The 25,552-nt window shown below is 68.3% G+C and carries 26 protein-coding genes; 12 read left to right on the top strand and 14 right to left on the bottom strand.

Annotated features, from left to right (window positions below):
* Positions 1–20: 20 nt before the first annotated feature.
* Positions 21–1,694: a DNA repair helicase XPB gene (locus tag AB0J62_RS04975; protein WP_363864524.1), complete on the bottom strand. Its 1,674-nt coding sequence runs from the start codon at positions 1,692–1,694 to the stop codon at positions 21–23.
* A 137-nt stretch (positions 1,695–1,831) separates the two neighbouring features.
* On the opposite strand from AB0J62_RS04975, the gene AB0J62_RS04970 reads away from it, so the two are divergent.
* Positions 1,832–2,242 carry a DUF4259 domain-containing protein gene (locus AB0J62_RS04970; protein WP_363864522.1) on the top strand — a complete coding sequence of 137 codons (411 nt, stop codon included), beginning with the start codon at positions 1,832–1,834 and terminating at the stop codon, positions 2,240–2,242.
* On the opposite strand, the gene AB0J62_RS04965 is transcribed toward AB0J62_RS04970, so the two are convergent.
* Genes AB0J62_RS04965 through AB0J62_RS04955 form a run of 3 tightly spaced genes read right to left on the bottom strand, consistent with a single transcriptional unit; the run spans position 2,243 to position 5,840 of the window.
* Positions 2,243–4,525, bottom strand: a complete 2,283-nt coding sequence (locus AB0J62_RS04965; RefSeq protein ID WP_363864520.1) for a helicase-associated domain-containing protein — start codon at positions 4,523–4,525, stop codon at positions 2,243–2,245.
* A gap of 2 nt (positions 4,526–4,527) precedes the next feature.
* Positions 4,528–5,061 (bottom strand): kinase, encoded by a 534-nt coding sequence (locus tag AB0J62_RS04960; protein ID WP_363864518.1) that lies wholly within the window; start codon positions 5,059–5,061, stop codon positions 4,528–4,530.
* Positions 5,058–5,840: a GNAT family N-acetyltransferase gene (locus AB0J62_RS04955; RefSeq protein ID WP_363864516.1), complete on the bottom strand. Its 783-nt coding sequence runs from the start codon at positions 5,838–5,840 to the stop codon at positions 5,058–5,060. The genes AB0J62_RS04960 and AB0J62_RS04955 overlap by 4 nt, the downstream gene beginning before the upstream one ends.
* A gap of 105 nt (positions 5,841–5,945) precedes the next feature.
* On the opposite strand from AB0J62_RS04955, the gene AB0J62_RS04950 reads away from it, so the two are divergent.
* A complete protein-coding gene (locus AB0J62_RS04950) occupies positions 5,946–6,713 on the top strand; it encodes an alpha/beta hydrolase (protein WP_363864514.1) in 768 nt (255 codons plus the stop codon).
* Here the strand turns inward: AB0J62_RS04950 and AB0J62_RS04945 are convergent.
* The 7 genes from AB0J62_RS04945 to AB0J62_RS04915 form a co-directional block, all read right to left on the bottom strand.
* A complete protein-coding gene (locus tag AB0J62_RS04945) occupies positions 6,700–7,077 on the bottom strand; it encodes a DUF427 domain-containing protein (protein ID WP_363864512.1) in 378 nt (125 codons plus the stop codon). The genes AB0J62_RS04950 and AB0J62_RS04945 overlap by 14 nt on opposite strands.
* A gap of 71 nt (positions 7,078–7,148) precedes the next feature.
* Positions 7,149–7,925, bottom strand: a complete 777-nt coding sequence (locus AB0J62_RS04940; RefSeq protein WP_363864510.1) for a metallophosphoesterase — start codon at positions 7,923–7,925, stop codon at positions 7,149–7,151.
* 19 nt (positions 7,926–7,944) lie between these two features.
* Positions 7,945–9,180 carry an Nramp family divalent metal transporter gene (locus AB0J62_RS04935; RefSeq protein ID WP_363864508.1) on the bottom strand — a complete coding sequence of 412 codons (1,236 nt, stop codon included), beginning with the start codon at positions 9,178–9,180 and terminating at the stop codon, positions 7,945–7,947.
* 60 nt (positions 9,181–9,240) lie between these two features.
* Entirely contained in the window at positions 9,241–9,849 is a 609-nt protein-coding gene (locus AB0J62_RS04930) for an SIMPL domain-containing protein (protein WP_363864506.1), read from the bottom strand.
* Positions 9,850–9,903: 54 nt separating this feature from the next.
* The gene (locus AB0J62_RS04925; RefSeq protein ID WP_363864504.1) at positions 9,904–10,281 is read right to left on the bottom strand and encodes a HEPN domain-containing protein; all 378 of its coding nucleotides are present in this window, start codon (positions 10,279–10,281) and stop codon (positions 9,904–9,906) included.
* Positions 10,281–10,748 (bottom strand): nucleotidyltransferase domain-containing protein, encoded by a 468-nt coding sequence (locus AB0J62_RS04920; protein WP_363864502.1) that lies wholly within the window; start codon positions 10,746–10,748, stop codon positions 10,281–10,283. The genes AB0J62_RS04925 and AB0J62_RS04920 overlap by 1 nt, the downstream gene beginning before the upstream one ends.
* Before the next feature lie 220 nt (positions 10,749–10,968).
* On the bottom strand, positions 10,969–12,426 hold the full coding sequence (locus tag AB0J62_RS04915) for a restriction endonuclease (protein WP_363864500.1): 1,458 nt from the start codon (positions 12,424–12,426) through the stop codon (positions 10,969–10,971).
* A gap of 229 nt (positions 12,427–12,655) precedes the next feature.
* On the opposite strand from AB0J62_RS04915, the gene AB0J62_RS04910 reads away from it, so the two are divergent.
* Positions 12,656–14,278 (top strand): AMP-binding protein, encoded by a 1,623-nt coding sequence (locus AB0J62_RS04910; RefSeq protein WP_363864498.1) that lies wholly within the window; start codon positions 12,656–12,658, stop codon positions 14,276–14,278.
* On the opposite strand, the gene AB0J62_RS04905 is transcribed toward AB0J62_RS04910, so the two are convergent.
* Complete coding sequence (locus AB0J62_RS04905) at positions 14,214–15,368, bottom strand: MFS transporter (RefSeq protein ID WP_363864496.1); 1,155 nt, start codon at positions 15,366–15,368, stop codon at positions 14,214–14,216. The two genes, AB0J62_RS04910 and AB0J62_RS04905, sit on opposite strands and share 65 nt — an antisense overlap.
* A gap of 50 nt (positions 15,369–15,418) precedes the next feature.
* Between AB0J62_RS04905 and AB0J62_RS04900 the strand changes: the two genes are divergently transcribed.
* From AB0J62_RS04900 to AB0J62_RS04860, 9 genes are all read left to right on the top strand, one after another.
* On the top strand, positions 15,419–15,844 hold the full coding sequence (locus AB0J62_RS04900; RefSeq protein ID WP_363864494.1) for a helix-turn-helix domain-containing protein: 426 nt from the start codon (positions 15,419–15,421) through the stop codon (positions 15,842–15,844).
* A gap of 129 nt (positions 15,845–15,973) precedes the next feature.
* Positions 15,974–17,230: an MSMEG_0569 family flavin-dependent oxidoreductase gene (locus AB0J62_RS04895; RefSeq protein WP_363864492.1), complete on the top strand. Its 1,257-nt coding sequence runs from the start codon at positions 15,974–15,976 to the stop codon at positions 17,228–17,230.
* Between the two features lies 1 nt (position 17,231).
* Positions 17,232–18,050, top strand: coding sequence for an amidohydrolase family protein (locus AB0J62_RS04890; RefSeq protein ID WP_363864490.1), 819 nt, complete (start codon positions 17,232–17,234; stop codon positions 18,048–18,050).
* A 15-nt stretch (positions 18,051–18,065) separates the two neighbouring features.
* A complete protein-coding gene (locus AB0J62_RS04885) occupies positions 18,066–18,587 on the top strand; it encodes an MSMEG_0572/Sll0783 family nitrogen starvation response protein (protein WP_131286158.1) in 522 nt (173 codons plus the stop codon).
* Between the two features lie 11 nt (positions 18,588–18,598).
* The gene (locus tag AB0J62_RS04880; RefSeq protein WP_363864487.1) at positions 18,599–19,669 is read left to right on the top strand and encodes an MSMEG_0568 family radical SAM protein; all 1,071 of its coding nucleotides are present in this window, start codon (positions 18,599–18,601) and stop codon (positions 19,667–19,669) included.
* Positions 19,639–21,069 carry an MSMEG_0567/sll0787 family protein gene (locus tag AB0J62_RS04875; protein ID WP_363864485.1) on the top strand — a complete coding sequence of 477 codons (1,431 nt, stop codon included), beginning with the start codon at positions 19,639–19,641 and terminating at the stop codon, positions 21,067–21,069. The genes AB0J62_RS04880 and AB0J62_RS04875 overlap by 31 nt, the downstream gene beginning before the upstream one ends.
* Entirely contained in the window at positions 21,066–21,893 is an 828-nt protein-coding gene (locus tag AB0J62_RS04870; protein ID WP_363864483.1) for a carbon-nitrogen hydrolase family protein, read from the top strand. The genes AB0J62_RS04875 and AB0J62_RS04870 overlap by 4 nt, the downstream gene beginning before the upstream one ends.
* Positions 21,884–22,771, top strand: coding sequence for a carbon-nitrogen hydrolase family protein (locus AB0J62_RS04865; RefSeq protein WP_363864481.1), 888 nt, complete (start codon positions 21,884–21,886; stop codon positions 22,769–22,771). Before AB0J62_RS04870 ends, AB0J62_RS04865 begins: the two co-directional genes overlap by 10 nt.
* Positions 22,701–23,798, top strand: coding sequence for an MSMEG_0565 family glycosyltransferase (locus tag AB0J62_RS04860; protein WP_363864479.1), 1,098 nt, complete (start codon positions 22,701–22,703; stop codon positions 23,796–23,798). The genes AB0J62_RS04865 and AB0J62_RS04860 overlap by 71 nt, the downstream gene beginning before the upstream one ends.
* Positions 23,799–23,956: 158 nt before the next feature.
* Here AB0J62_RS04860 and AB0J62_RS04855 read toward each other — a convergent pair whose 3' ends face one another.
* Both AB0J62_RS04855 and AB0J62_RS04850 read right to left on the bottom strand, forming a co-directional pair.
* Positions 23,957–24,904, bottom strand: a complete 948-nt coding sequence (locus AB0J62_RS04855) for a R2-like ligand-binding oxidase (protein ID WP_363864477.1) — start codon at positions 24,902–24,904, stop codon at positions 23,957–23,959.
* On the bottom strand, positions 24,901–25,512 hold the full coding sequence (locus AB0J62_RS04850) for a TetR family transcriptional regulator (protein ID WP_363864475.1): 612 nt from the start codon (positions 25,510–25,512) through the stop codon (positions 24,901–24,903). Before AB0J62_RS04850 ends, AB0J62_RS04855 begins: the two co-directional genes overlap by 4 nt.
* Positions 25,513–25,552 lie beyond the last annotated feature (40 nt).

The raw sequence follows: 25,552 nt of genomic DNA, 5'->3' as shown, positions 1-25,552 counted from the left end.
TCGAGATGCAGATTCAGGAGTCAGGCGAACAGGTTCTCTGCGTCCACGATCGTGTAGGCGTAGCCCTGTTCGGCTAGGAAGCGTTGGCGGTGGGCGGCGAATTCGGCGTCGATGGTGTCTCTTGCGACGATCGAGTAGAAGCGGGCTGTGCGGCCGTCGCCCTTGGGGCGGAGGACCCGGCCCAGCCGCTGGGCCTCTTCCTGGCGGGAGCCGAAGGTGCCGGAGACCTGGATGGCGACCGAAGCCTCGGGCAGGTCGATGGAGAAGTTCGCGACCTTGCTGACCACCAGCCGGGTGATCTCACCGTGCCGGAACGCGTCGAACAGCCGCTGGCGTTCGCGGACCGTCGTCTCACCCTTGATCACCGGGCACTCGAGACGTTCGCCGAGCTCGTCCAGTTGGTCGATGTACTGACCGATGACGAGCAGCGGCTCACCCGCGTGATGGTCGGCGATCCGGCGTACCAGCCTGGACTTCGCCGGTGTCGACGCGGCCAGACGGTAGCGGTCCTCGGGCTCGGCGGTCGCGTACACGAACCGCTCGGTCTGCTCGAGATCCACCCGCACCTCGATGCAGTCGGCCGGCGCGATCCAGCCCTGCGCCTCGATGTCCTTCCACGGAGCGTCGTACCGCTTCGGGCCGATCAGTGAGAACACGTCGCCCTCGCGGCCGTCCTCGCGGACCAGCGTCGCGGTCAGACCGATCCGGCGCCGGGTCTGCAGGTCGGCGGTCATCCGGAAGATCGGCGCGGGCAGCAGGTGCACCTCGTCGTACACAATCAGGCCCCAGTCGCGGGCGTCGAACAGCTCCAGGTGCGTGTAGACGCCCTTCCGGCGCGTCGTCATCACCTGGTACGTCGCGATCGTGACCGGGCGGATCTCCTTGCGCGCACCGGAGTACTCGCCGATCTCCTCCTCGGTCAGGCTCGTCCGCCGGAGCAGCTCATCCTTCCACTGCCGCGCGGACACGGTGTTCGTGACGAGGATCAGCGTGGTCGCGGACGCCTGCGCCATCGCAGCCGCGCCGACGATCGTCTTGCCGGCTCCACAGGGCAGTACGACGACACCGGAGCCGCCGTGCCAGAACGAGTCGACCGCTTGCTGCTGGTACGGACGCATCTCCCAGCCGTCCAGCGCCAGCTCGATCTTGTGTGCCTCGCCGTCGACGTACCCGGCCAGGTCCTCAGCGGGCCAACCGAGCTTGAGCAAGGTCTGCTTGAGGTGACCGCGCTCGGACGGGTGCACCAGCACGGTGTCGTCGTCGATGCGCGCGCCCAGCATCGGCTTGACCTTGTTACTGCGCAGCACCTCCTCCAGCACCGGACGGTCGGTCGTCACCAGCACCAGTCCGTGCTGGGGGTGCTTCTCCAGCCGCAGACGCCCGTACCGATCCAGCGTCTCGGCGATGTCGACCAGCAGCGAGTGGGGGACCGGGTAGCGGCTGTAGCGCAGCAGTACGTCGATCACCTGCTCCGCGTCGTGCCCCGCGGCCCGCGCGTTCCACAACCCCAGCGGCGTCAGCCGATAGGTGTGCACATGCTCCGGCGCCCGCTCCAGCTCGGAGAACGGCGCAATAGCCTTCCGACACTCGTTGGCGTCCGCATGCGCGGTCTCCAACAACAACGTCTTGTCCGACTGCACGATCAGTGGACCGTCTGTCACCCGCTGCTCCTCAATCTCGCCCCGACCCTCCATTGTGCCCGAGCGGTCAATTCACACCCCCACCCTCACAACCTCAAGCTCCTTCCCGAGCCTCCAGCCCGCTCCGAGCGGACCTTCGATTGTGCCTGAGCGTGTCGACGGGCGACCCGATCGCTGTAGATTGCGCTGGCATGGGAGCTTGGGATGCGTCGGTGTTCGGGAACGACGTCGCAGCGGACTGGGTGGGGAATCTGGCCGAGGGTGGCACGGTAGAACAGGTCGAAGGGCTGCTGCGGGACGTAGCCGGGCTCGGGGCGGACGAGTACCTGGAAAGCGGTCCGGGGGCTGAGGTGTTGGCTGCGGCGGAGCTGGTTGCGGCGGCGTTGGGGCGTGGGTTGCCTGCTAGCTCGTACAGCGAGGCGGGTCTCGCGTGGGTGGCTCAGCACCCCGAGTTGGTCAAGCTGCAGGACGTGGCAAAAGCAGCTGTCGAGCGAGTTCGCAGCGGGGAGTCCGAGCTGCTCGAGCTCTGGCAAGATGCCGAGCCGGCTGACTACGAGGCCTGGCAGGCAGCGGCAGCTGACTTGCTGACCCGGCTGGGCTGACTACTCCACCGCCCTCGCCGCGGAGATGCGGTGGAGGGCGTAGGTGCGGGGGGTGTTGGTGGTGTCGTCGTAGGCGGTCAGCCAGCCGTCGGCGACGCGGACGGGTTCGACGATGCGTTCGGACGAGGTGCCGTTGTGGTCGACGTACGCGATCCAGGTGCGGCCGTGGGACTCCGCGGCGTTGGTGAGTACGGCGATGGTCTCGGCGGGGGCTGCTGGTTCGACGAGGCCCTGGTCGCCGGGTCGTTCGGCGGCGATGCGGTCGCCGGCGCGGACCTTCTCGATGACGGCCTTCACCTGGTCGTCGGTCAGGTCGAACGCGCTCTCGTTGAAGTCTCTGCTGGTACGGCGACGTGGAGCCTCGCCACGTCGCGGCGTACCCGTCACATGCAGCGCGCCGTCGAACGTCTCCGCCAGCGGCGCCAACCCGGCGTCACGCAGTCGGCTCAGCACCATGTCCGGCGGGGACGGCGACACGACCACGGTCGGCGCCAGCCGACGGAAGCGAACACCAGGCAGGTTCGAATTGATCAGCTGGGTCAGCACGGTCTCGTCGTCACACCGCAGGTACGTCGATGCCGTGCCGAGTCGCAGTACGCCGTGCCGTCGCGCAACATCGTCGATCAGGTACGTGAGGGGCTGCGGCACCGGAGTACGCGAATGCTCGACCAACCACGCGTGCAACTGCTCCGCAGTACGTCCGAGGTCGAACGCGCGCCGCACCGAACTCTCACTGAACCGATAGACGCCCGCGCCGCCATCCGACTCGACGTCTGCCATTGCTGAGAGCTCGTCCTGCACAACGCGTACCAGCGGACCAGGAGCGATTGCAGTGAGGTCCGCCTGCAGCAGCACTTCCGACACCGGCTCCGGCATCAGCGGACTGATCGCCTCGGCCAACTCGTCAGCCGTCGGCTCAGCACCGAGGAGCGGTTGCGCATGACTCGCCAACGCACCCAAACCGGTCAGTCCGAGCAGGGCCGCTTCAGACACGCTCCACTCGACCAGGTCGTCCCGGAACTGCCCGCCACGCCGAGGCCGATGCCACGCGACCCACGTGACCACAGTCTCCGGAGCAGGCGCGGTACCAGCACCGGCTCCGGCCAACGCCTGCAACGCGAGTACGCGGATCTCGGGCGCAAGCAACCGCTCCAGGTCCGGAGCCAGCGCATTGATCAGCCGCTCTCGTGCAGCCGCCGTACCAGCGCCACTGTCCCGTCGCCCGATCAGTCCGATCGCTCTCAGCCCGGAGAACCACGCAATGACGAGCTGGGCCCACCGATGCGCCAGATCGAGCTCCAGCCAGTCGTCGTACGCGCCGGTGGGCAACCACAGCTCGCTGGTGCCAACCTCGACCGCTGCAACCAGCCCAGCGGCGTACGCGATCTCCAGCACCGCTGCGGTGTTGTGCTCCTCCGCACCGATTTTCCCGGCCACGTTGCGCAGCTCACGGACACCGATGCCACCAGTCCGCAGCACGGGCGGCGGCTCGGTCCCCAGTTGCTCCAGCGCTCGGTCAACCAGCCGCACCAGGTCGAGCGCGGCACCCGCAGCAGCCCGGTCGGCGATCGTGGCGGACACCTTCTTGCCGTCCAGCGGCGGCGGCACCGGCCTGGTCGACGCCAACACCCGTCCACCGCGTAGATGCAGCCCGATCTGCCGCGGCAAGACGACCGTGTTCGCATCCTTCGGTACGACGAGACCGCGCGCCAGCAACCGCTCGACCGGGGTACGGGCCGATGCGATCGTCACCGGACGCTCGGCCTTCTCCACCGAACCGGTCGGGGGACCCCAGGTCAGCTTGTCGAGTACGGCCCGCGCATCCGGACCGGCCTCGTCGATCAGCTTGTCCAGATCACCGAAGTGCCGTGTGGTGACAGGACCGAGCCCGGCAGGCGTCGGACCGAGCAGCTCGTGCACCGCACGGATCGGCCGCAGGTCGTCCTCCGTGCCCCAGACCAGTGCCAGGTCCAACAGTTCGGTCACTCGCGGGCGGACTACCTCCACCGGCTGACCCACACCCCGCGCCAGCGCCTCCAGGTCGACCGGCTCCGGCAGTGCGGACAGCGACTCCAGCAGGTCCACACCGAACTCGTCCAGGCGGTTGACCGCCCGCGCAGCCGACGCATTGCTCGTCGCCCGCGCCGCCAGCTGGCCGGTGTCCGCAGGAATCGGCAGCGCCAGATCGGGCCGCCGTCGTAGCAGCTCACCGAGCCCGGCGTCGTCCCAGGTCCGTAGCGCCTCAGCGAGGGTACGGGGGCGGGTCGGCTCGGTAGTGCTCATCCCTACAACGGTACGGCCCCGCTGGTCTCCACCCCAAGGTCGGTCAGGATCTGGCCCACGGTTTCGTCGAGTGCACTGTCCGGACCGATCACGGTCTGCTCGACCCCGTCCAGCAGGTCCCGCTCGCGATACCACTCCCGCATGTCCTCAACACCGAACTCTCGAGCCAGCTCCCGCGTCGCATGCCGGGCAGCAGTCTCCTCGAACGGGATGTCGAAGTAGTAGTGCAGTGTGATGCCGAGGTGATCGGCCGTGAGCCGGCGGAGCATGTCGCCGTACCGGCCGGCATGCATGATGCCTTCGAGCACAACGTCGTATCCGTGGTCCAGCGCGTAGCGGGCGTTCAGGTCGATCAGTCCGATGTTCACGCCGCCTGGGAGGTCATGCTCGCGGAGCAGGATGCGGCGGACATGGTCCTGTTCGATCCAGGCGGTGCCACGGCCGAGGCGTTCGCGGAGGGCCTTGGCCGTGGTGGATTTGCCCGAACCCGAGTTTCCGCGCAGTACGACGAGGCGCGAGGTTGAGCTGCCCGTCACTCGGCTGCCCCAGCGCTCCCGATCCGGTGGAAGCCGACGCGCTCGTAGACAGCCGCAACTGCATCGGACTCGGCCGACAGCAGCACGAGGTCCACTCCGTTGGAGAACGCGTGCTCGACCAGCTTTGACGTCACAGCCGCACCCAGACCGCGACGGCGTGCCGACGGCAGCGTGCCGACGCCGACGATCTCAGTGGTGGAGTCGACCGGCTGGTGGGTTCCGCTGGCCACCATGCCGTCGTCGGTGAACGCTCCGGCGCTGACTGCGACACCCCGGAGCGCTCGGTCCCGCAGCGTCGCCACCATGTCGTCCGACGTCTCCGCGGCCGCCACGTCCCGCTCAGCCGGACCGGCGGTGCCGACCTCAGTACCCGGTTCGCTGAACGCCAGGTTGGCGACAGCACGACACTGCCGGACCACGTCCTCGTCCGCGGACAGAATCTCCACGCGAGCATCCGCTACGACAGGTCGGAAGTCGTCGCGCTCGAGCACCAGCAACGGATGCTCGACCACAGTCAGGCCCGCAGCGGCTGCAGCTGGTCCCAGCGACGGACAGGTGTCCACGACCCACTCGAAGCTCAGCGGGATCTCCAGCTCGGCGCAGCGTTCCCGCACGAGCTCGACATCGTCCGGCTTGATCGTGACGCCGGAGCCCGGCACCGGACGCGCGTAGTACGGCCACACCGTCGTACTGCGGAACAAGGTGAACGGTCCGACCTGTTCGGCGACTGCACCGGACAGCGGGACGCTATGGAGGTAGGTGTCGACTCTGGTGATCATCGCCAGGCAGTGAATCACCCCGACCGGCCGACGGCCAGTGGATATGTCGAAAGCTGCCCATCGGCTCCGACGTCACACCCGTCGACACCACATTGGAGGACAAACATGGAGACAGTGACGTCTGCGGACGGTACGGCGATCGCCTACGACCGGCTGGGCAGCGGCCACCCCTTGGTCCTGGTCGGGGGAGCGTTGTGCGACCGGGAGTCACTCCGGCCGCTGGCCGACGTACTGGCGAGCGACTTCGACGTGGTGACCTACGACCGGCGCGGACGCGGTGACTCCGGCGACGGTACGCCGTACGCCGTACGGCGCGAGGTGGACGACATCGCCGCACTGGTGACGGCGCTCGGCGGTACGGCGGCCATCTACGGCCACTCGTCCGGTGCGGGCCTCGCAGCAATCGCAGCGAGCACCGGGGTGCCGTTCACGCACGTCATGCTGCACGAGCCGCCGTACGGGCCGGATGACGTGGATCCGTCGGACGACGGCGACCAGGTGCTCGAACTGATCCGCGAGGGGCAGAACCGGGAGGCGGTCGAGCTGTTCCTGATGATGACGGGCATGCCGAAGCAGGAGGCGCTCGAGTACGCCCCGAGCCTGGCGGACCGCGCGCCGACGCTCGCCTACGACTTCGCGGTGATGGGACATGGCCTGACCGGCACTGGTACTCCGGTCGAGCTGCTGCGCGCGATCAAGCCGGAGACGCTGGTGCTCGCCGGGACCGCGTCAGCGCCGTTCATGGTCGATGCGGCGCACCGGATCGTGACGATGCTGCCCGCGGCCGAACTCGTCGAGCTCGCGGGCCACCACCACGTCGTACCGCCGGAGCTGCTCGCTCCGGTGCTCACCGACTTCGTCAGTCGGCGATGATCTCGATCGACACCTTGTCGGGGTAGAAGGCCACGTGCTCGCGGATGTCCGCGACTGCGTCGTACGGCTGCTCGTAGGTCCAGACCGCGTTGACCCCGTCCGCCCCGGCGGGGAGGACGCTGTAGTAGGCCGCGTCGCCCTTGTACGGGCAGTACGACTCGTGGTCGGTCCGCTCGAGCTGGCTGAGGTCGACGTCCTTCCGCGGGATGTACTGCACCGCGGGGTAGTTGGCCTCCTGCAGCGAGAGCGCGTCGCGCGTGTCCGCGATCACCTGGTCGCCGACCTTCACGACCACACGGTCCGGGTTCTTCCCGACGGTGATCGGGTGGTCCGGCCCAGGAATCTTCACAGTCTTGTCCGCCATACCTGCTGACAACCCCGCCCGCCACGGGGTCATTCCCAGCTAGGCCGCGTTCGTAGCCGCCCTGCCGCGGCTCACTCCGCGGTGAGCTCTTCCAGCTCGACGACCAGGCACGGTCCGCCGTCGAAGGCGCCGCCGTCGATGCCCAGCACCAGACCGTCGGCGTACAGGAGCGGCTCGGTCAGGTACTGCGGGTCGATGCCGAGCTGGTCGGCCACGATGCTGTGACCGTGAACGATCCGATGACCGCCGAGGTGGTGCAGCATGATGCGGGCGATCTCCGGCCCGCCGGCACCGCGGAACGCGTACCGGGACGTCATGCGGCGCCAGATCTCCCACCACACCTCGATGTCGTCGGAATCCAGCTCGGAGCTGGCCGCCGCGTTGATGGCGTCGAGCGAGTCGCCCCACTCGACGTACTCCGAGGTGTCGGAATGCATCAGCAGGTGGCCCGCGTCCAGGCCAAGCATCGGCCGGTCGAGCAGCCAGGCGGTCTCGTCGTCGGTCAGCAGCTCCTGGTCGCGGTCCTGCCCGCCGTTCAGGGCCCAGGATCGCTCGAAGCTGCGCAGGGTGATGCCGTCGTGCGGGACGTACGTGTCGCCGAACTTGCGCATCCCGAGCGCGAGGATCTCGTGGTTGCCGAGCAGCATCTGGATCGCGCCGTCCGGCGCCTGCTCGATCAGGTCGCGGACATACCGCAGTACGCCGATGCCGTCCGGGCCGCGGTCGAAGAAGTCGCCGAGGAACCACAGCCGGGCGTCCTCGCCGGCCCAGTTGCCGTCGGCATCGGTGAGGCCGGCGTCGTGCAGGGCGGCGGTCAGTTTCTCCAGGTGGCCGTGGATGTCACTCACGGCGAACACCCGGGTCACGTCATCCCCGAATGGTCAGCACGATCAGGACGACGTTGAGGGCCGTGACGGCGGTCGCTACCAGGCATGCCGCGAGAGTAGTCGCCCAGCGGTTGACAAGGTTACCCATGACGCGCCGGGATGCGGTCAATCTCACCAACGGCCACAGCGCGCACGGGATGCCGAAGCTCAGGACCACCTGGGAAACAACCAGTGCCCGGCTCGGGTCGATGCCGATCGCGAGAACCAGCAGGGCCGGGACCAGAGTGATCAGGCGGCGGGCCGCCAGCGGGACCCGACGCTGCCAGAAGCCGTCGAGGATCACGGAACCGGCGTACGTCCCCACTGAGGACGAGGCGAATCCGCTGGCCAGCAGGGCGAGTGCGAACAGCAGCGCCGGGAGTTGGCCGAGGCGGTCGCCGATCGCGATGTGAGCTGCGTCGAGCGAGTCGGCGCCGGTGCCCTTCAGCGCGGCCGCGGCCAGGACGACCATCGCCAGGTTGACCGCGCCGGCCAACGCCATCGCGATCGCGACGTCCATGCGGGTGGCACGCAGCACCCGGGATTTGCCTTCCTGGGAGCGGATGCTCTTCCAATGGCGGTCGGTGACCAGGGCGCCGTGCAGCCAGATCGCGTGCGGCATCACGGTCGCGCCGAGCATGCCGGCCGCAAGCACGAGCGACTGCGTCCCGTCCAGGCGAGGAACGAGGCCGCCGACCACACTGGTCGCCGACGGGTTCGCCTTGGCCGTCGACACGACGAAGCCGATCAGTACGACGGCGAGCAGGCCGATGATCGCTGCCTCGAACGGGCGTTGACCGCGTTTGGACTGGTAGATCAGCAAGGCGAACGAGACCGCGCCGGTGATCGCGCCGCCGAGCAGCAGGGGGATCCCAAACAGCAGGTTGAGCGCGATCGCGCCGCCGACGACCTCGGCCAGGTCGGTCGCGATCGCGACCACCTCGGCCTGCGCCCACAGCCCGGTGGACGTCGACCGCCGGAAGTGGTCACGGCACAGCTGCGGCAGGGTCCGCCCGGTCGCGATGCTCGCCTTGGCCGCGAGATATTGCACCAGGACGGCCATCAGGTTGGCGCCGACGACCACCCAGCAGAGCAGGTAACCGTACGTAGCGCCGGCCGCGATGTTGGTCGCGAAGTTGCCCGGGTCGACGTACGCAACGGCCGCAACGAAGGCCGGCCCGAGCAGTAACAGCCCGGACCGACTCAGTTGCCGCCGAAGCGGCGCCGGTGCGTACATGAGAGAAGTCTCTACGAAGCCACCGACAACGCAACACCTGTTCTGCTTTTGAGACGCGCCTTACGCCCAGGCGAACTGCACCTGGAGTGCGACCATGACGACGTGGTCGCCGGGCGTGAGGTTGAGCGCTGAATCGTAAGCGCCGCCGGTGCTGAGGGATGCGGGTTGTGCGTGGATCGGGAAATCGCCGCGGCTCTCGCTGATCGCGGTGACCGAACCGAGCGAGAACCCCGCCAGGGCGGCCAGGTGCCCGGCCTTCTCCTTGGCCTGCTGGAAAGCGAGTTCCCTGGCCCGGGTGAGCAGCTCGGACTTGTCCTCGACGTCGAACTGCAGCCCGTGCAGGCTCAGACTGTTGCCGACGGCATCGACCGCCGCGTTGAGCAGCGTGCCGAAGCCGGTCAGGTCCTTCGTCTGGACGGTGATGACGTGCGACGCCCGGTACAACGCGGCCGCGTCCGGCTCCTTGTAGTCCTGGTACACATTCACCGCACTGGTCCCAAGCTGCGACTCCTCGACCCCCTGCCCGCGCAACGCCGCGATCACCCGGTCCGTCTGCTCCCCGACGCGAGCCACCGCAGCCGCGACATCCGGCGCCAAATGATCCACCCCGAACGACACCCGCAACACATCCGGCTTCCCACTAACCTGCCCCGACCCAACAACACTCACCCCTGCATCCATAACCGCCAGTCTGGCATCACCTGGATGTCATTTGGGCACGGCTCAACTGGAGGCGACAGTCTGGGCTGTCTCGAACAATCGAGTAGCGCAGTCGATGCTTTTGGCGGCGTCCGCGGCAGTCACCGAAGCGGCCTGGTACTGCGACTTGGACTTGAGCCTCAACAACCGGGACAGCGTCGTACTGCTGTCCCGTCCGGCTGATCCGGCGCCCTTCAGCTCCGCGATCGCCTCGGCGTGGTTGTCAGACTTCTTGGTCCGGCCGGTGAGGATAAGACAAATGGCGTCCTTGGAGTTGATGCCTGAGGTGACGGCGTTGGACGCCGCCGCGTTGTAGAGCTGGAGGTCGTTCGTCAGGTCGGCGGCTTCGAGGAACTCGCGAGCCTTTGCCAAGTGCGCTCGGGCTTCGTCGAGTGCGGTCACTAGCCCGCCTTTCGGTTGAGGGTTTGTTGTGGTGTGCGGCCTGCGATCGGAAGTGCGTCACGGCGTAGCTCGGTCACGATGCGCTCGCCGTGGTTGATGAGGTCGCGGATCTCTTGGGCGCTGTACTCAATGACTTCACACGAGTTGCCGGACCACAGACTTGCGTGCGCTGACAGGGTTTCGACTTGTTCGACCCAGCCCGGCTCCGAGTCATCGACGTCATCCGGCCGGACGATCAGCAGATCGAGGTCGCTGTCGGCATCCCCCTGCCCGCGAGCCGTCGACCCGAACAGCCAGATCGCCTTCGCAGGAATCGTCCACGTCTCGGCTTCGGCCTTGATCCGTTCGAGCAGTACGTCGCGGAGCCGCGCGAGCTGGTCGATGGCCGCTGCGGCCACGTGGTCCCGGTTGAGGGTGTAGAGCCGAGCCCGACCAGCCGGCTCTGCGATGACAACACCGTTGCTCACAAGGTCATCAAGCACTTTCTGCACTCCGCTCGGACTTGCCGGCGAATGCAGCAGTGCGGCGACGGATCGCCCTGTCAGTGCACGGTCGGTCCGCGCGAGCACTCCGAGGACCCGGCCGTGCAACCCGGGAACAACACTGGACATCGGCTCTGAGAACCGCATGGACTCCCCACCTCCAGTGCCCACTATATCAGGCATATGCCCACTTTTTAGAGCATAGTTAGCTGGCTCTGGGGATGATGCGGGCGGGGATGTTGTGGAGGTGGCAGAGGGAGAGGAGGGCTGTGCCGTCTATTAGTTGGAGGGGTTTGCCGTTGGCGAACTGGTAGCTGGTGGGGCCGAAGCCGGAGGTGGTGATGAGGATGCCTTTGGTGGCGCCGGCGTCTACTACGGTGCCGAAGAGGTCGCGGACGGCGGACGGGGGGACGGTGCGGGTCCAGAGCTTCGCTTGTACGACGAATTTGCCGCCGGTGATCGGCCTGGGGTCGTACGCGACGCAGTCGATGCCTCCGTCGGTGCCGCGGCGGAACAGGCGGGTCTCCAGGCCCATCCGGGTCAGCAGGTTGTGCACCAGGTGCTCGAAGGACTCGGGACTCAGGTCCAGCAGGTTGGGGCGGGCGTCGATCTCGCTGATCACGTCGACTGCCTCGATGGTGCGTGGATCGGCCAGGTCGAACTCCAGCACCGGCTCCACCGGCTGCAGCTCCTCCGGGTGCCGTGACACCTCCGCAGCGAAGTAGTGCCGTACGCAGGCGACCGGGTCGAGCTGGTCGAGCACCAGCGCCTCGAACTGCTCCCGCGTTGCCCGCAAGGTGATGAGGCACGGCCGCACGGTCTGCCCCGTGGTGAGGTCCACCGACTCGACCATCCCGTTGAACACGACGGTGTCGACCACGCCGTACCTGTCACTGCCGAAAACGAGGTGCAGAGCCCGCAACGCCAACTGTGCGACCAGTTGCTGATACAGCCGCCGCAGCTCGAGAGGATCGCGCGGTACGGCGAGCACCGCGTCGACAGCGCGGTCATAGCGGTACGACGCCTCGGCCGGCACCACGCTGACGTCGGGGAGGTCCCACTCCACCGCCAGCAGCGTCGACTCGGGCACGTACCCGACCTTGCGCCGGCGTGGGAAGTCCAGCGGTTCCGGCACCCGGTCCAGCGCCTTGGTGAAGTAGCGCGTCACCGCCGCGCGGCCGCGGTTCTGCACCGCGCGCTCGTACGCGTCGATCCGTGCATGCTGCTCCGCGGTTGCCTCGTCGAGCCGGCGCTGGTGCTCGACCTGCTCCCGCAAAGCCTTGGCGACCCGCTCGCGTCGGGTCTCCTCGGCGGCCCGGTGCCGTTCGATCGCCTCCGCGAACCGGTCCTCGGCATCGGCGAGCCGCCGCGCGAACCGGCGCTGGGCGCCCCACCAGCGAAACGGCGGGTGGGGCACGAACGCATCCCAGACAGGTCCGGGATGCGCTTCGAGATCGGCCGGCGAGACGGTCGGTGGAGCCCGCCGGGGAGCCCGTTTGAGGGTCTGCAGATCGGTGCCGTTGACATCGACAGCCAGTGCGTCGGCCAGGACGTTGCCCAGGAGCTGGACGCGTTCCTGTACCGCAGCGGTACGTTGGGCCGCCTCGGCGGTACGTCCGGGCGGACGGTCGCTGCGGGCGTGACCTTCCATCGATCGGTCCATCGCCTCACACCTCTCATAATCAATGTAACGGTCCAACCACGCTCCGCAACCAAAATGACGGAGAGTTGGGAAGGACATTGCTTGCCGTCCACCCCTTGTTTCCTGCCGCACGTGCATCTTCCCGTGTCTCGTCTTCAAGGAAGGAAAGAGGAAAGGAGGAGGTAGGAGACCCTTGTTTCCTGCCGCGCGTGCACTTGCAGGGGCAAACGAGTGAGGTGACGATGACAAGATGAGCCTTCCGTCGTACGCGTCCGGGGTGTCCGAGGTTCCGTTGCTGGGTGAAACGATCGGCGCCAACCTGAGACGAACGATCAGCGAGTACGGCGATCGCGAGGCCCTGGTGGAGGTTCAGACCGGAAGGCGCTGGACGTACGACGAGTTCGGCGCGGAGGTCGAGCTCGTCGCCCGCGGCCTGCTGGCGCGGGGGATCGCGAAGGGCGACCGGGTCGGCATCTGGGCGCCGAACCAGGCCGAGTGGACGATCACGCAGTACGCGACCGCGTTGATGGGCGCGATCCTGGTGAACATCAACCCGGCGTACCGGACCCACGAGCTGTCCTATGCCTTGAACCAGTCCGGCGTCCGGTTGCTTGTCTCCGCGACCGAGTTCAAGACCAGCAACTATCGCGAGATGGTCGAGGAAGTCCGGCCGAAGTGCCCCGCGCTCGAGGAGACGATCTACCTCGGCACCGGTGACTGGGACGCGCTCCGCGACGACGCAAGCCGGATACCGGTGCAGGACCTGCACGCCCGGGAAGCCGAGCTGTCCTTCGACGATCCGATCAACATCCAGTACACCAGCGGCACGACGGGATTCCCGAAGGGCGCGACCCTCAGCCACCACAACATCCTCAACAACGGCTTCTTCGTCACCGAGACGATCGCGTTCACCGCCGACGACCGGCTGTGCATCCCGGTGCCCTTCTATCACTGTTTCGGCATGGTGATGGGCAATCTGGGCTGCACCACTCATGGCGCCTGCATGGTGATCCCCGGCCCGGCGTTCGATCCGGCCGCGACCCTGCAGGCGGTCCAGGACGAGCGGTGCACGGGGCTGTACGGCGTACCGACGATGTTCATCGCGGAGCTCGGCCTGCCGGACTTCGCGGAGTACGACCTGAGCAGCCTGCGTACGGGCGTGATGGCCGGATCGCCGTGCCCCGTCGAGGTGATGAAGCGTTGCGTCGCGGACATGCATATGGCCGAGGTCGCGATCTGCTACGGGATGACCGAGACGTCCCCGGTGTCCACGCAGACCAGGCGCGACGACGATCTCGACCGCCGTACGTCGACAGTCGGCCGCGTGATGCCGCACGTCGAGGTGAAGCTCGTCGACCCGGCCACCGGTCTCGTCGTCCCCCGCAACGAGCCGGGGGAGCTGTGCACCCGCGGGTACTCCGTGATGCTCGGCTACTGGGACGAACCGGAGAAGACCGCGGAGGCGATCGACCAGGCCCGCTGGATGCACACGGGCGATCTCGCGACGATGCGCGAGGACGGGTACGTGAACATCGTCGGCCGGATCAAGGACATGGTCATCCGCGGCGGTGAGAACGTTTATCCGCGGGAGATCGAGGAGTTCCTGTACACCCACCCGTCGATCGCCGACGTCCAGGTGATCGGCGTACCAGACGAGCGGTACGGCGAGGAGCTCTGCGCGTGGATCAAGCTCAAGCCGGGCGCCGATCCGCTCGATGCCGAAGCGATCAAGGCATTCGCGACCGGCAAGCTCGCACACTTCAAGATCCCGAAGTACGTCCTGCTCGTCGACGACTTCCCGATGACCGTCACGGGCAAGATTCGCAAGGTCGAGATGCGCGAGCGCTCCGTCGAGCTCCTCGGACTGATGTGACCAGGCTGCCGGCGCCGAAGGCCGCACCGAGCAGGCAGACACCGCCCCAACCGGCCCGTTCGTAGAGCGCGGTCGACGCGATCGCGCCCAAGCCGCTGCCCAACGAGTAGAACACCATGTAGCCGCCGATCAACCGGCTCCCGAGCTCCGGCCGATAGATCATGCTCTGGTTGGTGACGTGGATGGCTTGTACGGCGAGATCGAGCAGGATCGCCCCGATCGCCAACCCCGCCAGGGATCCCGATGCGATCACCGCCCAACTCGTTGCCAAGAGCACCGAAGCGGCAATGGTGACGAGCCGGCCGCGACCACGGTCGGCCAGTCGCCCGGCCGGCCCTGCGGCGAGTGCGCCGGCCGCACCGATCAGTCCGAAAGCGCCGATCTCTGTGTGCGACAACGATCGCGAGGTCAGCGGCAGCGCGATCGAGCTCCACAGCGTGCTGAACGACCCGAAGATGAAGAACGCCCGCAGGGCGCTCTCGCGGAACAGTGGCTCCCAGCCGAGGCTGAGGGTCGAGCGGAGGAGCGCACCGTAGGTCAGGTGAGCCTGCATTTGTGGCGTCGTGGCAGCCAGACGGCTCGCGATCGCGAGACAAGCGACGCAAGCCAGCAGGTAGACCGCTCGCCATCCCACGAGATCGGTGACGACTCCGGAGACTGTGCGGGCGAGCAGGATGCCCAGCACGATCCCGCTGGTGATCGTGCCGACCGTGCGCCCGCGGTCGGCCGGCGCGCTCAGTGCAGCGCCGTACGCGACCAGGGACTGGGTGACGACGGCGAGGGCGCCGACCGCGGCGAGGCCGGCCAGCAACATCGCGGCGTTCTGAGCGATCCCGGTCAGCAGCAGGGCGGTTGCCAGCAGCAAGAACTGCAGGCGGATCAGCCGGCGGCGGTCGAGCAGATCGCCCAGCGGGACAAGGAAGAACAGGCCGGCGGCGTACCCGAGTTGGGTGACGGTGACGAACACCCCGACCGTTCCCGATGCGATCCCGAGATCGCTGCCCATCGTCACGAGCAGCGGCTGGGCGAAGTACACGGTCGCGACAGCCATTCCGGCCGCGACGGCGAGGAACAGCCTGGTTGGTTGCATCTTGCTACCGTAAGAGATGTTGGTAGCATGTTGCAACCAGGAGGTGGAACGTGGTCAAACGGACCCGGTTCGACGAGGAGAGTTGCCCGGTTGCGCGCTCGGTGGACGCGGTCGGCGATTGGTGGTCGCTGCTGATCGTGCGGGACGCGTTCGACGGCAGCCGGCGGTTCGGCGAGTTCCAGCGCAGCCTCGGCGTGGCGAAGAACATCCTCAGCGCCCGCCTGCGCGCGCTGGCCGAGAACGGCATCCTCGAACAGGTGCCGACCGGATACCAGCTGACCGACAAGGGTGAGGCGCTGTTCCCGGTGATCGTTGCCCTTCGCCAGTGGGGCGAGGCGTTCGCCTTCGCTCCCGGTGAACCCCACTCACGACTCCTCGACCGCCGCGACCAGCAGCCGTTGAAGCCGCTGGAGGTCCACGCGGCCGACGGTCGCCTCCTTGCCCCGGCCGACACCGAGGTCCACAAAGTCCCCTGACGCGGTTACCCACCCGAAACACGCGCCGCCGATCTGGAAACGTGAGTTTGTTCCGGGGGCAACAGCGCGGCAATCGGGCGGTCCTTCACTGGAACACATCCAGGACGGACCGAGACCCCGGGAGCCGGCATGCAACTCACCGACGGTGCGCACCATTCCGTCGTCGTGATCGGCGGCGGACAGGCGGGCCTCGCGACCAGTTGGCAGCTGTCCAGGCACGGCGTGGATCACCTTGTCCTGGAGGCGGATCGCGTCGGCAGCGAGTGGCGGAACCGCCGTTGGGACTCGTTCTGCCTGGTCACCCCGAACTGGCAATGCCGACTGCCTGGCTTTCTGTACGACGGCCCCGACCCGGACGGCTTCATGGTCCGCGACGAGATCGTCGGCTATCTGGAGAACTACCGCCAGGCGTTCGATGTACCGATCGTCGAGGGTGTCCGGGCGACCCGGCTCGACGCCGGGTTCCGCATCGTCACCACGGCCGGGACGATCACGGCCGGGCAGGTAGTGGTCGCGACCGGTCCGTACCAGGCTCCGAGGATCCCGCGGCTGGCTGAACGGCTCTCCGTGACGCAGCTGCATTCCTCGCAGTACAAGCGTCCTGAGCAACTGCCCGACGGCGATGTCCTCGTGGTCGGCACCGGGCAGTCCGGCTGCCAGATCGCCGAGGACCTGCATCTGGCCGGGCGGACGGTGCACCTGGCCACTGGCAGCGCGCCGCGGGTGGCGCGGTTCTACCGCGGCCTCGACGTAGTCACCTGGCTGGACCGGATGGGCTACTACCGCAAGGCGATCGAGGAATTCGACGACGCGGATGCCGTCCGGCTGCGGGCGAACCACTACGTCACCGGTCGCGACGGTGGCCGGGACATCGACCTGCGGAAGTTCGCGCTGGAAGGCATGCGGCTCTACGGCCGGCTGATCGACGCCGACCGCGACACGTTGCACTTCGCGGACGACCTCGAGCGGAACCTCGACCACGCCGACGCCGTGTCCGAGGGCATCAAGGACTCGATCGACGCCTTCATCGCCACCGAGGGGATCGACGCTCCCGAGGAGGCGCGGTACGAACCGGTCTGGCGGCCGGCCGCCGTACCGGAATCCCTGTCCCTGCAGGGGATCGCGGCCGTCGTCTGGAGCACCGGGTTCCGCCGGGACGACGGATGGATCCGGGTGCCGGTCTTCGACGGCCAGGGCTATCCGACCCACCGGCGCGGGGTGACGAACGTCCCCGGCCTGTACTTCATCGGTCTGCCCTGGCAGCACACGTGGGGCTCGGGCCGCTTCGGCGGCGTCGCGGACGACGCGCAGTACGTCGCCGAACGGATCGTCGAGCGGCGGGCCGGCGTGCACTGGATCGCGGGCCTGCATCGGACGGTGGCTTGAGATGGACGTCTGCGATGCCCACCGCCATCTCGGCGTACTCCCGGCCTATCCCTTCTACGGCGGGCCTCCGGTCAACCCCGACATCACCGCACGCGCGACGATCGACGAGCTGATCGCCGACCTCGACGCCGAGCGGACGGACCGGGCGCTGGTGATTCCCAACTACGGCGTACCGGATGTCGCCGTCTCGTTCGGGTTCAACGAGCTCGTGGTCGAGGCGGCCGCCCGGGACGATCGGATCCGCGCCGGCCTCTGGGTCTCGCCCCGGCCGCAGGACGCGGAGCTCACCGCGAAGGCGCTCACGCTGGCCGCGGAGCCCGGCGTCCGGGTGCTCAAGCTCAGCTTCCTGCTCGGTGGTCATCCGGCCGACGAGGCCGTCAGGCCACAACTCGACGAGATCTTCAGGACCGCAAGGGACAACAGCCTCGTCGTCCACGTGCACACCTCTCCCGGCGCCGCGTCCGACATCGACCACATCGGTCACCTGGTCGAGACGTACGCCGACGACGTACCGCTGCATCTGGTCCACTTCGGCGGCGGGATGAGCGGGCACATCAAGCTGATCGGCTCACGGTTCTTCGACTGGATCGAAGCCGGCAAGCAGCTCTACACCGATCTGTCCTGGGCGATCGGCTTCGCCCCGGGCTGGCTGGCCGCCGAGATCGAGCGCCGCGGCGTCGGTCACGACCGGGTGCTGTTCGCCAGCGACCAGCCGTGGGGCGACCACGCCGGCGAGCTCGCCCGGATGCGCGCCGCGATGGGCGACGGCGAACTCGCCGGCCACGTTTTCCACCGCACCTTCTCCCACCTGTACGACTGATCAAGGAGCAACGACATGCCCGAAACCGCCGAACTGACCGAGCTCGAGACCAAGAGCCTGGAGGAGATCCCGCACCCCTCGCTGCCGCAGGGCTCCAGCATCTACGGCGGCACCAAGGTGTTCCCGGACTACCAGGCCGAGGACGGCGAGACCTACTTCACCCTGGTGCACGGCATCGCGCACGAGTCCTCGGTGAGCTTCGTCGCGATCCTGCAGGCGACCCGGGCACAGCGGAAGGGGTTCGAGTCCGCGATCTACTTCTACGGTCCGGGTTCGCTGAACTGCCTGGCCACCCGCGGGTTCCCGACCACCGGCAACTCGGCCTTCCCAGGTGAGCACAACATCAACGAGTCGCTGAAGACGTTCATCGCCGAGGGCGGCAAGGTCTACTGCTGCCGGTTCGGCCTGTCGCTGCACGGCGCCCGCGAGGAGGACCTGATCGAGGGTGTCATCCCGACGCACCCGCTGGACGTCCAGGACGCGCTGATCCACTACGCCCGCAAGGGCGCCATCATCAACTCGACCTACATGTTCTGAGGCGGTCCACCATGAGTGTTGGCACCGAGGAAGCCTTGGCCGTCCGGGCCGAGATGGCCGTGTACGGCGTGCAGGTGGACGCACCCGTCCGTCGCAGCAAGGGCGCCGGGCCGAGCGACGACGGGCACCTGGTCGTCGACGGTGCCAACGCCACTCTGCCCATCGTTGCCGACAGCCCCTATCAGGTTCGCGACGGCGCGGTGTTCCGCAACGGACTGGATCTCGGGTTGTCGGTCGAACCGGTCCGTCGGCCACGGTTCTACGACCTGACCACGGCCGACGGCGTCCCGTACCGTCAGATCGCCTTGCTGCACGGCAAGGACGTGCTCGCGACCACAGTCGTCCAGACCTGCATCCGGTACGACGAGTCCACCCGCTGCCGGTTCTGCTCGATCGAGGAGTCGCTGCGCGCCGGTGCGACGATTGCCGCGAAGACGCCGGCGCAGTTGGCCGAGGTCGCGGAGGCGGCGGTGCGGCTCGACGGTGTCAAGCAGATGGTGATGACAACGGGTACAACGACCGGCCGGGACCGGGGCGCGCGGAATCTGATCCGGTCGGTGAAGGCCGTGCTGGCCGCCGTACCGGGGCTGCCGATCCAGGTGCAGATCGAGCCGCCCGGCGAGTTGTCGGTGCTGACCGAGTTGCGCGACGCGGGGGCGACCTCGATCGGCATTCACATCGAGTCGCTCGACGACGCCGTACGACGGAAATGGATGCCGGGGAAGTCGACGGTCAGCCTGGCCGAGTACGAGGCGGCGTGGGACGAGGCTGTCCGGGTGTTCGGGCGCAACCGCGTGTCGACGTACCTGCTGATCGGCATGGGCGAGGACCCCGACGAGCTGGTCGCCGGTGCGGCGCGGTTGATCGAGCGCGGGGTGTACCCGTTCGTCGTACCGCTTCGACCGATGCTCGGGACGCTCGCCCGGGCCGATGGCGTGACGGCGCCGGATCCCGCCGTGGTTCGGGACGTGACGGCCCGGGTTGCCGCGCTGCTCGCGGACGCGGACATGCGCGGCGCGGACCAAGGCGCCGGCTGCGCTGCGTGCGGTGCGTGCAGCCTGTTGTCGGCGGCCGGTTCATGAGTACGACGGTGGTGCAGACCGCCGGCGTGATGCGGGCGGCCGACGTCCGCGCGTTGCTGGGCGACCCACCGCCGGCGTTCCTCATCGAGGAAGCTGATGCCGCCGCCCGGCAGGCGTATCACCGGCTGAGGTATGCCACGTTCGTCGAGCAACAGGGACTGTTCGAGCGGACCGACCTCGACGAGCGCGACGAGGACCCGCGCACGGTGGTTCTGGTGGCCCGCGATGCCGGCGGGGAGGTGATCGGCGGCGTGCGGCTCGGCCCGGCCGCCGCCGGACCGGACATCGGCTGGTGGCAGGGCGGCCGCCTGGTTGTCGCCCCAGCCCGCGGCTCGATGACCACGAGGGTGGCGGGTGCCGGCGCCGCGTTGGTCCGGGCGGCTTGTGCTCGGGCCGAGGAAGCCGGCGCGCTGCGGTTCGACGCGACCGTGCAGCTCGGGACCCAGCGGTTCTTCCAGCGGCTGGGCTGGGAGACCGTCAGGCCGGTGACGGTTGCCCAGAGCCCGCATGTGTTGATGCGGTGGCCGATCGGGCGGATCGCCCGGCTCGCCGCGGCGACCAAAAGCGCGCTCGGCCCTTTGCTGCAAGGGATTGGGCCGGCCGGGTACGTCGGCGACGACGGCGCGCCGGTGCCCGGCAGCGATCTCGTCGCGGCGTGTGACGCGATCCTGCCGGCGATGGTCGAGCGGGATCCGGAGTGGGCCGGCTGGTGTTCGGTCCTGGTGAACGTCAACGATCTCGCCGCGATGGGCGCCGTACCGGTCGGTCTGCTGGATGCTCTCGGCGCCCGGGACGCGGCCGCCGCAGAGCGCGTACTGCAGGGGCTGAAACGAGCTTCGACGGCTTTCGGCGTACCGATTCTCGGCGGGCATACGCAGTTGGGCGTGCCGGCGGCTCTGAGCGTGACCGCGTTCGGGCGGACGGCTCATCCGGTGGCCGGTGGTGGCGGACGTCCGGGCGAGCGGGTCCGGCTGACGGCCGACCTCGGCGGCGGCTGGCGACCCGGGTACGCCGGGCGGCAATGGGATTCGACCAGTCATCGCGCGCCGGGCGAATTGCGCACGATGGTGACTGCGGTCAGCCGGGCGCGCCCGTCAGCGGCGAAGGACGTGTCGATGGCCGGAGTCGTCGGCACGCTCGGGATGCTCGCCGAGGCCTCCGGCTGCGCGGCGGTCCTGGACGTTGCCGCCGTACCGAAGCCGGAGACGGCATCGATGGGGGACTGGCTCACCTGCTTCCCCGGTTTCGCGATGCTCACGACCGGTCCACTCGATGCCGGCCCGGCGACCAGTGCGATCTGCGGTGAGCTGACTACAGGGCAGGGCGTTGTACTGCGCTGGCCGGATGGCGAGCTCACCGAGGCGCTGGCCGCCGGAGTGACCGGGATGGGAGCAGCATGATGCTCAAAATGGCGGCCGTGGCCGCGAACTTCGACCGCGACCTCGAAGCCGACTTCGCGCAGGTGGAGCGGTTGATCGACCAGGCCCGCGCCGCCGGCGTGAAGCTGCTCGCGCTCCCCGAAGGCGCCCTCGGCGGATACCTGCTCAGCCTCGACGGTACGGCGGAACCCCCGCCGGCGTTCACCACCGACAGCCCCGAGATCCGCCGGCTCACCGCGTTGGCCGGCGACCTGGTCGTCACCGCCGGGTACGCCGAGGCAGTGGACGGACTGATCTACAACAGTGCGGTCTGCGTCACCGGTGACGGCGTACTCGGACATCACCGCAAGGTGCACCAGCCGTTGCACGAGGACGCACATTTCGCGGCCGGGGACCGGTTCGAGGCGTTCGACACACCGGTCGGACGGCTGGGTCTGATGATCTGTTACGACAAGGCGTTTCCGGAAGCGGCGCGGACGCTGGCCCTGGACGGTGCGCAGATCATCGTCTGCGTGTCGGCGTGGCCGGGTGCGCGGACGAACCCGGACCCGGACCTCGCGAAGGACCGGTGGAAGCGGCGGTTCGACCTGTTCGACCGGGCCAGAGCGCTGGAGAACCAGGTGGTCTGGGTATCGGCGAACCAGTCCGGCACCTTCGGCTCGCTGCGGTTCGTGGCGAGTGCCAAGGTTGTCGACCCCGGTGGCGAGGTCCTCGCGGACACCGGGGTGACCGAGGGGATGGCGATCGCCGAGCTCGACGTCGAGCAGGCGCTGGAGCTGGCCCGCCGGTCGATGGGACATCTTCGGGACCGGCGGCCGGAGGCGTACGAGCTGGCATGGGTCTGAAGATCGGTGCGGTCGCGGCGGGGTTCACCCGGGATCTGGAGTTCGATCTGTCCCGGGTCGAGGCGCTGATCCGGCACGGCCGTCGCGAGGAGGTCGAGTTGCTCGTGCTGCCGGACGCGGTGCTCGGCGGGTACCTCAACGACCTCAGTAATCCCGCGCTCGACGATCTCCCGCCCGCACTCACCCTCGACGATCCGCTGATCTCCAAGGTGATCGCGATGGCCGGCGAGATGGTGGTCTGCTTCGGCTTCTGCGAGGCGGACGGCCCGGACCGCTACAACACCGCATTGTGCGTCACCGGTGACGGCGTGCTGGGTCGGCATCGCAAGGTGCACCAGCCGCCGGGCGAACGCACGATCTATGCCGCAGGCAACAAATTCGCCGGGTTCGACACCCCGGTCGGCCGGATCGGGATGATGATCGACTACGACAAGACGTTCCCGGAGGCGGCCCGGGCGCTCGCGGTGGATGGCGCCGACGTGATCGCCTGCCTGTGCGCGTGGCCGACCAGCATCACCAATCGCGCGGCGCGGATGAACGAGGACCGCCAGTCGCGGCTGTTCGACCTCTACGACCGGTCCAGGGCGGCCGAGAACCAGGTCGTGCTGGTCTCGTCCAACCTGACCGGGTCGATCGGCGGCCTGCGGTTCCTCGGCCAGTCCAAGGTGGTCGGGCCGGGTGGCGACATCGTCGCTCGCACCTGGTCGAAGGCCGGGATCGCGATCGCGGAGGTCGACGTACGTGCCGAGATCGAGACCGCCCGCCGGGTGCTGCACCATCTCGGCGAACGCCGCCGGAGGTCTACTGATGCGGATCGCGCTGCTGAGCTACTCCACCAAACCGCGCGGCGGCGTCGTACACACGCTCTATCTGGCTGAGGCGCTGGCAGCGGCCGGCGCCGACGTGACGGTCTGGTCGCTCGCCCGCGGTGGCGACGAGGGCTTCTTCCGCCCGGTCGACCCGCGCGTGCGGTTGTCGCTGATCCCGTTCCCTGACGTGGCCGGTGAAGGTGTCGGCCCGCGCATCCTCCGGTCGATCGCCGTACTGCGTGATGCGTTCGACGGAACGCAGTACGACGTCGTGCACGCGCAGGACTGCATCAGCGCCAACGCTGCCGGTCGCTGCATCCGGACGGTGCATCACCTCGACCACTTCACCACACCGGAGCTGGCGGCCTGTCACGAACGCGCGATCGTCGACCCGTACGCGCACATCTGCGTGTCCGCGGCGGTCGCCGGCGAGCTGCTCGACGGTTGGGGGCTCAAGGCAACGGTCATCCCGAACGGCGTCGACGCCGAGCGCTTTGCGGCGGCCGCGTCGGACGATCCGGGCGCTGCGGCCCGCCGGGACGAATGGCGCCGGCAGTTGGGCCGGTACGTGCTGACCGTTGGTGGTATCGAGCCGCGCAAGGGCTCGCTCGAGCTGCTCGAGGCCTACGCCCGGCTGACTTCCGCGCCCGTCGCCGGTCACCAGAAGCTGCGGTTGGTGATCGCCGGCGGTGAGACGCTCTTCGACTACCGCTCGTACCGTGCGACCTGGGACGAGCGCGCCGCCGAGCTCGGCGTGGCACCCGTCGTACTCGGGCCCGTCGACGACGCCGACCTGCCCGCTCTGGTCGCGGGTGCCGAGGCCTTCGCCTTCCCGTCGATCAAGGAAGGTTTCGGACTCGCGCCGCTGGAGGCGCTCGCCGCCGGCGTCCCGCTCGTCGTCTCCGATCTACCGGTCTTCCGCGGAATCTTCGGCGACGCCGCGACCTATGCCACCGGCCCGGCCGCTCTCGCGAACGCCCTCCACGACGCGCTGACGGACCACACCCGCGCCGATCTGGGCCGCAAGGTCGCCGCCACCTACACCTGGACGGCAGCCGCCGAGGCACACCTGGAGTTCTACGACTCCTTGAGGTGATCGGCGAAAGCCTTCAGGGCAGGAGTGTCCTCGCCGCGGCGCCACACCAGGCCGAGAGCGGACTCGGGTACGCCGGTCAGCGGGATGCTGGTCCTTGTCGCGTTGATCGTGACCGGCCACTTCGCGGCGTATTGGCGACTGCCGCACTGGTCGTCTTGCTAGCGAACCGCTGCCAGCGCGGCTGAGTCCTCGTCGCCGAAGTCGTCCTCGAGTTTCTCGGGGGAGTAGTCGAGGTCGATCCCGGCCACGTCCGCGCCGACGGCGGACTCGATTGCGCTGAGTCGACGCGTGGCGCGGTCTCCGGCGTACGTCATCAGGGCGGTCGGGTTGATCTCCGGTGGGAGTGCGGCGGTGTTGTCCATCGCCCACTGGATCTGCGTCAACGCGTGCGGGAGGAGCTCCTCCATCGTGTCGGTGACGACCTTCCAGTTCCCCTCGTCCGCGGCGACGTGCCGACGGCAGGTGAACGTGCCCCACGCCATGTGCCGGCGCTCGTCGTCACCGATCCGGCGGATCAGCTCCTGCATGCCGGGTAGCACGCCACGCGCCGTACAGAGCAGGTTCCACGCGTGGTAGCCGGTGAGGGCCAGAGTCCCTTCCACCACGTGGTTGTAGGTGACGGACGCGCGGACCTGGTTGGCCGGTGACGGATCGTCGGCCAGCGACTTCAGCGCGACGGGCAGCGCCTCGTAGAAGATCGCGCGATAGCCCGGGTTGTTCTCGACGTAGTGGTGCAGATCCTCGGTGACGCCGACGGCGTCCAGCCAGAGCCGGAAGACCGCGGTGTGCTTGGCCTCCTCGAAGCAGAACTGGGTCAGGTACATCTCGTCGCCGAACCGGCCCTCGGCAGCCATCGCCTGCAGGAACGGCTGCAGGTCCTCGGTCACCGCCTCCTCGCCCGCGATGAACTGCGAGCAGAGCATCAACGCGTTGTCCTTGTCGTCCGCGCTCAGCTCCTGCCAGTCCTTCGCGTCCTGGCTGAAGTCGATGTCACGCGGGTTCCAGAACTTGCGGTTGCCCTTGTCGAACAGACGCAACGGCAGCGCGTCCCAGTTGAGTCCGCCGGCCTTCAGCGTGGTGAAGCCTTGCCTGTGCAGCTCGTTCATAGGTACAACCTCCGGGACTCGGCGAGACCACGCTTTTGGGCGAGGAAGGGCGAGAGGACGCGAGCCAGCTGATCGGCCACCGCCGCCGGGGGAGGGCCCGGCGTGACGATGTGGCTGATGACGACGCGCAAGGCGACGTCCACGCAGCTGGTCGCGTCCTCTGCGGGAACCTCCGGCCAGTGCTCCCTGACATGGGCACCGAGCCGGAGGTGGGCCAGTTCAAGGACCTGCTGCCCCCGTGTGGTCAGCAGTTGACTGGCCTGGTCGGATCCGGGCTGGCTCAGCGCCGCCTTGATCAACGGGTTCTCACTGGCGAGCGTGAGCGCCCGCTCGACCGCGGCCCGGAGGCCGTCGATCGGGTCGGGCTGCTCGGCGATCGCCGTGTTGACATCCAGCAGGAACCGCTCGGTCTCACGGGCCGCGACCGCTTCCAGCAGGCCCCATTTGTCCCCGAACTCGTTGTAGACGGTCTGGCGCGAGACCCCGGTACGGCGAGCCACCTCGGCCATCCGGAGTCCGTCGTACCCACCGGCAACGACTGCCTCCTGCGCCGCGTCGAGCAGCTCGTCACGCAGCCGGCGTTTGGTCCGATCGGCAAACGAGGTCATGACGACGAGGGTTTACAAAAGTGCTGCCGGTGTCAAGTGT

The sequence above is a fragment of the Kribbella sp. NPDC049584 genome (assembly GCF_040675555.1).
In the GTDB taxonomy this organism is placed as follows: domain Bacteria; phylum Actinomycetota; class Actinomycetes; order Propionibacteriales; family Kribbellaceae; genus Kribbella.
The sequence above is the reverse complement of the archived record's forward strand: the minus strand, read 5'-3'. Positions and strand labels throughout refer to the sequence as shown.

Coding starts and splice junctions, on each gene's coding strand:
- AB0J62_RS04965 (WP_363864520.1), bottom strand. CDS start 4,525: ATGAGCACTACCGAGCCGACCCGCCCCCGTACCCTCGCTGAGGCGCTA.
- AB0J62_RS04970 (WP_363864522.1), top strand. CDS start 1,832: ATGGGAGCTTGGGATGCGTCGGTGTTCGGGAACGACGTCGCAGCGGAC.
- AB0J62_RS04870 (WP_363864483.1), top strand. CDS start 21,066: ATGATGCTCAAAATGGCGGCCGTGGCCGCGAACTTCGACCGCGACCTC.
- AB0J62_RS04950 (WP_363864514.1), top strand. CDS start 5,946: ATGGAGACAGTGACGTCTGCGGACGGTACGGCGATCGCCTACGACCGG.
- AB0J62_RS04905 (WP_363864496.1), bottom strand. CDS start 15,368: ATGCAACCAACCAGGCTGTTCCTCGCCGTCGCGGCCGGAATGGCTGTC.
- AB0J62_RS04915 (WP_363864500.1), bottom strand. CDS start 12,426: ATGGACCGATCGATGGAAGGTCACGCCCGCAGCGACCGTCCGCCCGGA.
- AB0J62_RS04935 (WP_363864508.1), bottom strand. CDS start 9,180: ATGTACGCACCGGCGCCGCTTCGGCGGCAACTGAGTCGGTCCGGGCTG.
- AB0J62_RS04850 (WP_363864475.1), bottom strand. CDS start 25,512: ATGACCTCGTTTGCCGATCGGACCAAACGCCGGCTGCGTGACGAGCTG.
- AB0J62_RS04975 (WP_363864524.1), bottom strand. CDS start 1,694: ATGGAGGGTCGGGGCGAGATTGAGGAGCAGCGGGTGACAGACGGTCCA.
- AB0J62_RS04955 (WP_363864516.1), bottom strand. CDS start 5,840: ATGATCACCAGAGTCGACACCTACCTCCATAGCGTCCCGCTGTCCGGT.
- AB0J62_RS04910 (WP_363864498.1), top strand. CDS start 12,656: ATGAGCCTTCCGTCGTACGCGTCCGGGGTGTCCGAGGTTCCGTTGCTG.
- AB0J62_RS04890 (WP_363864490.1), top strand. CDS start 17,232: ATGGACGTCTGCGATGCCCACCGCCATCTCGGCGTACTCCCGGCCTAT.
- AB0J62_RS04865 (WP_363864481.1), top strand. CDS start 21,884: ATGGGTCTGAAGATCGGTGCGGTCGCGGCGGGGTTCACCCGGGATCTG.
- AB0J62_RS04860 (WP_363864479.1), top strand. CDS start 22,701: ATGCGGATCGCGCTGCTGAGCTACTCCACCAAACCGCGCGGCGGCGTC.
- AB0J62_RS04885 (WP_131286158.1), top strand. CDS start 18,066: ATGCCCGAAACCGCCGAACTGACCGAGCTCGAGACCAAGAGCCTGGAG.
- AB0J62_RS04895 (WP_363864492.1), top strand. CDS start 15,974: ATGCAACTCACCGACGGTGCGCACCATTCCGTCGTCGTGATCGGCGGC.
- AB0J62_RS04880 (WP_363864487.1), top strand. CDS start 18,599: ATGAGTGTTGGCACCGAGGAAGCCTTGGCCGTCCGGGCCGAGATGGCC.
- AB0J62_RS04945 (WP_363864512.1), bottom strand. CDS start 7,077: ATGGCGGACAAGACTGTGAAGATTCCTGGGCCGGACCACCCGATCACC.
- AB0J62_RS04855 (WP_363864477.1), bottom strand. CDS start 24,904: ATGAACGAGCTGCACAGGCAAGGCTTCACCACGCTGAAGGCCGGCGGA.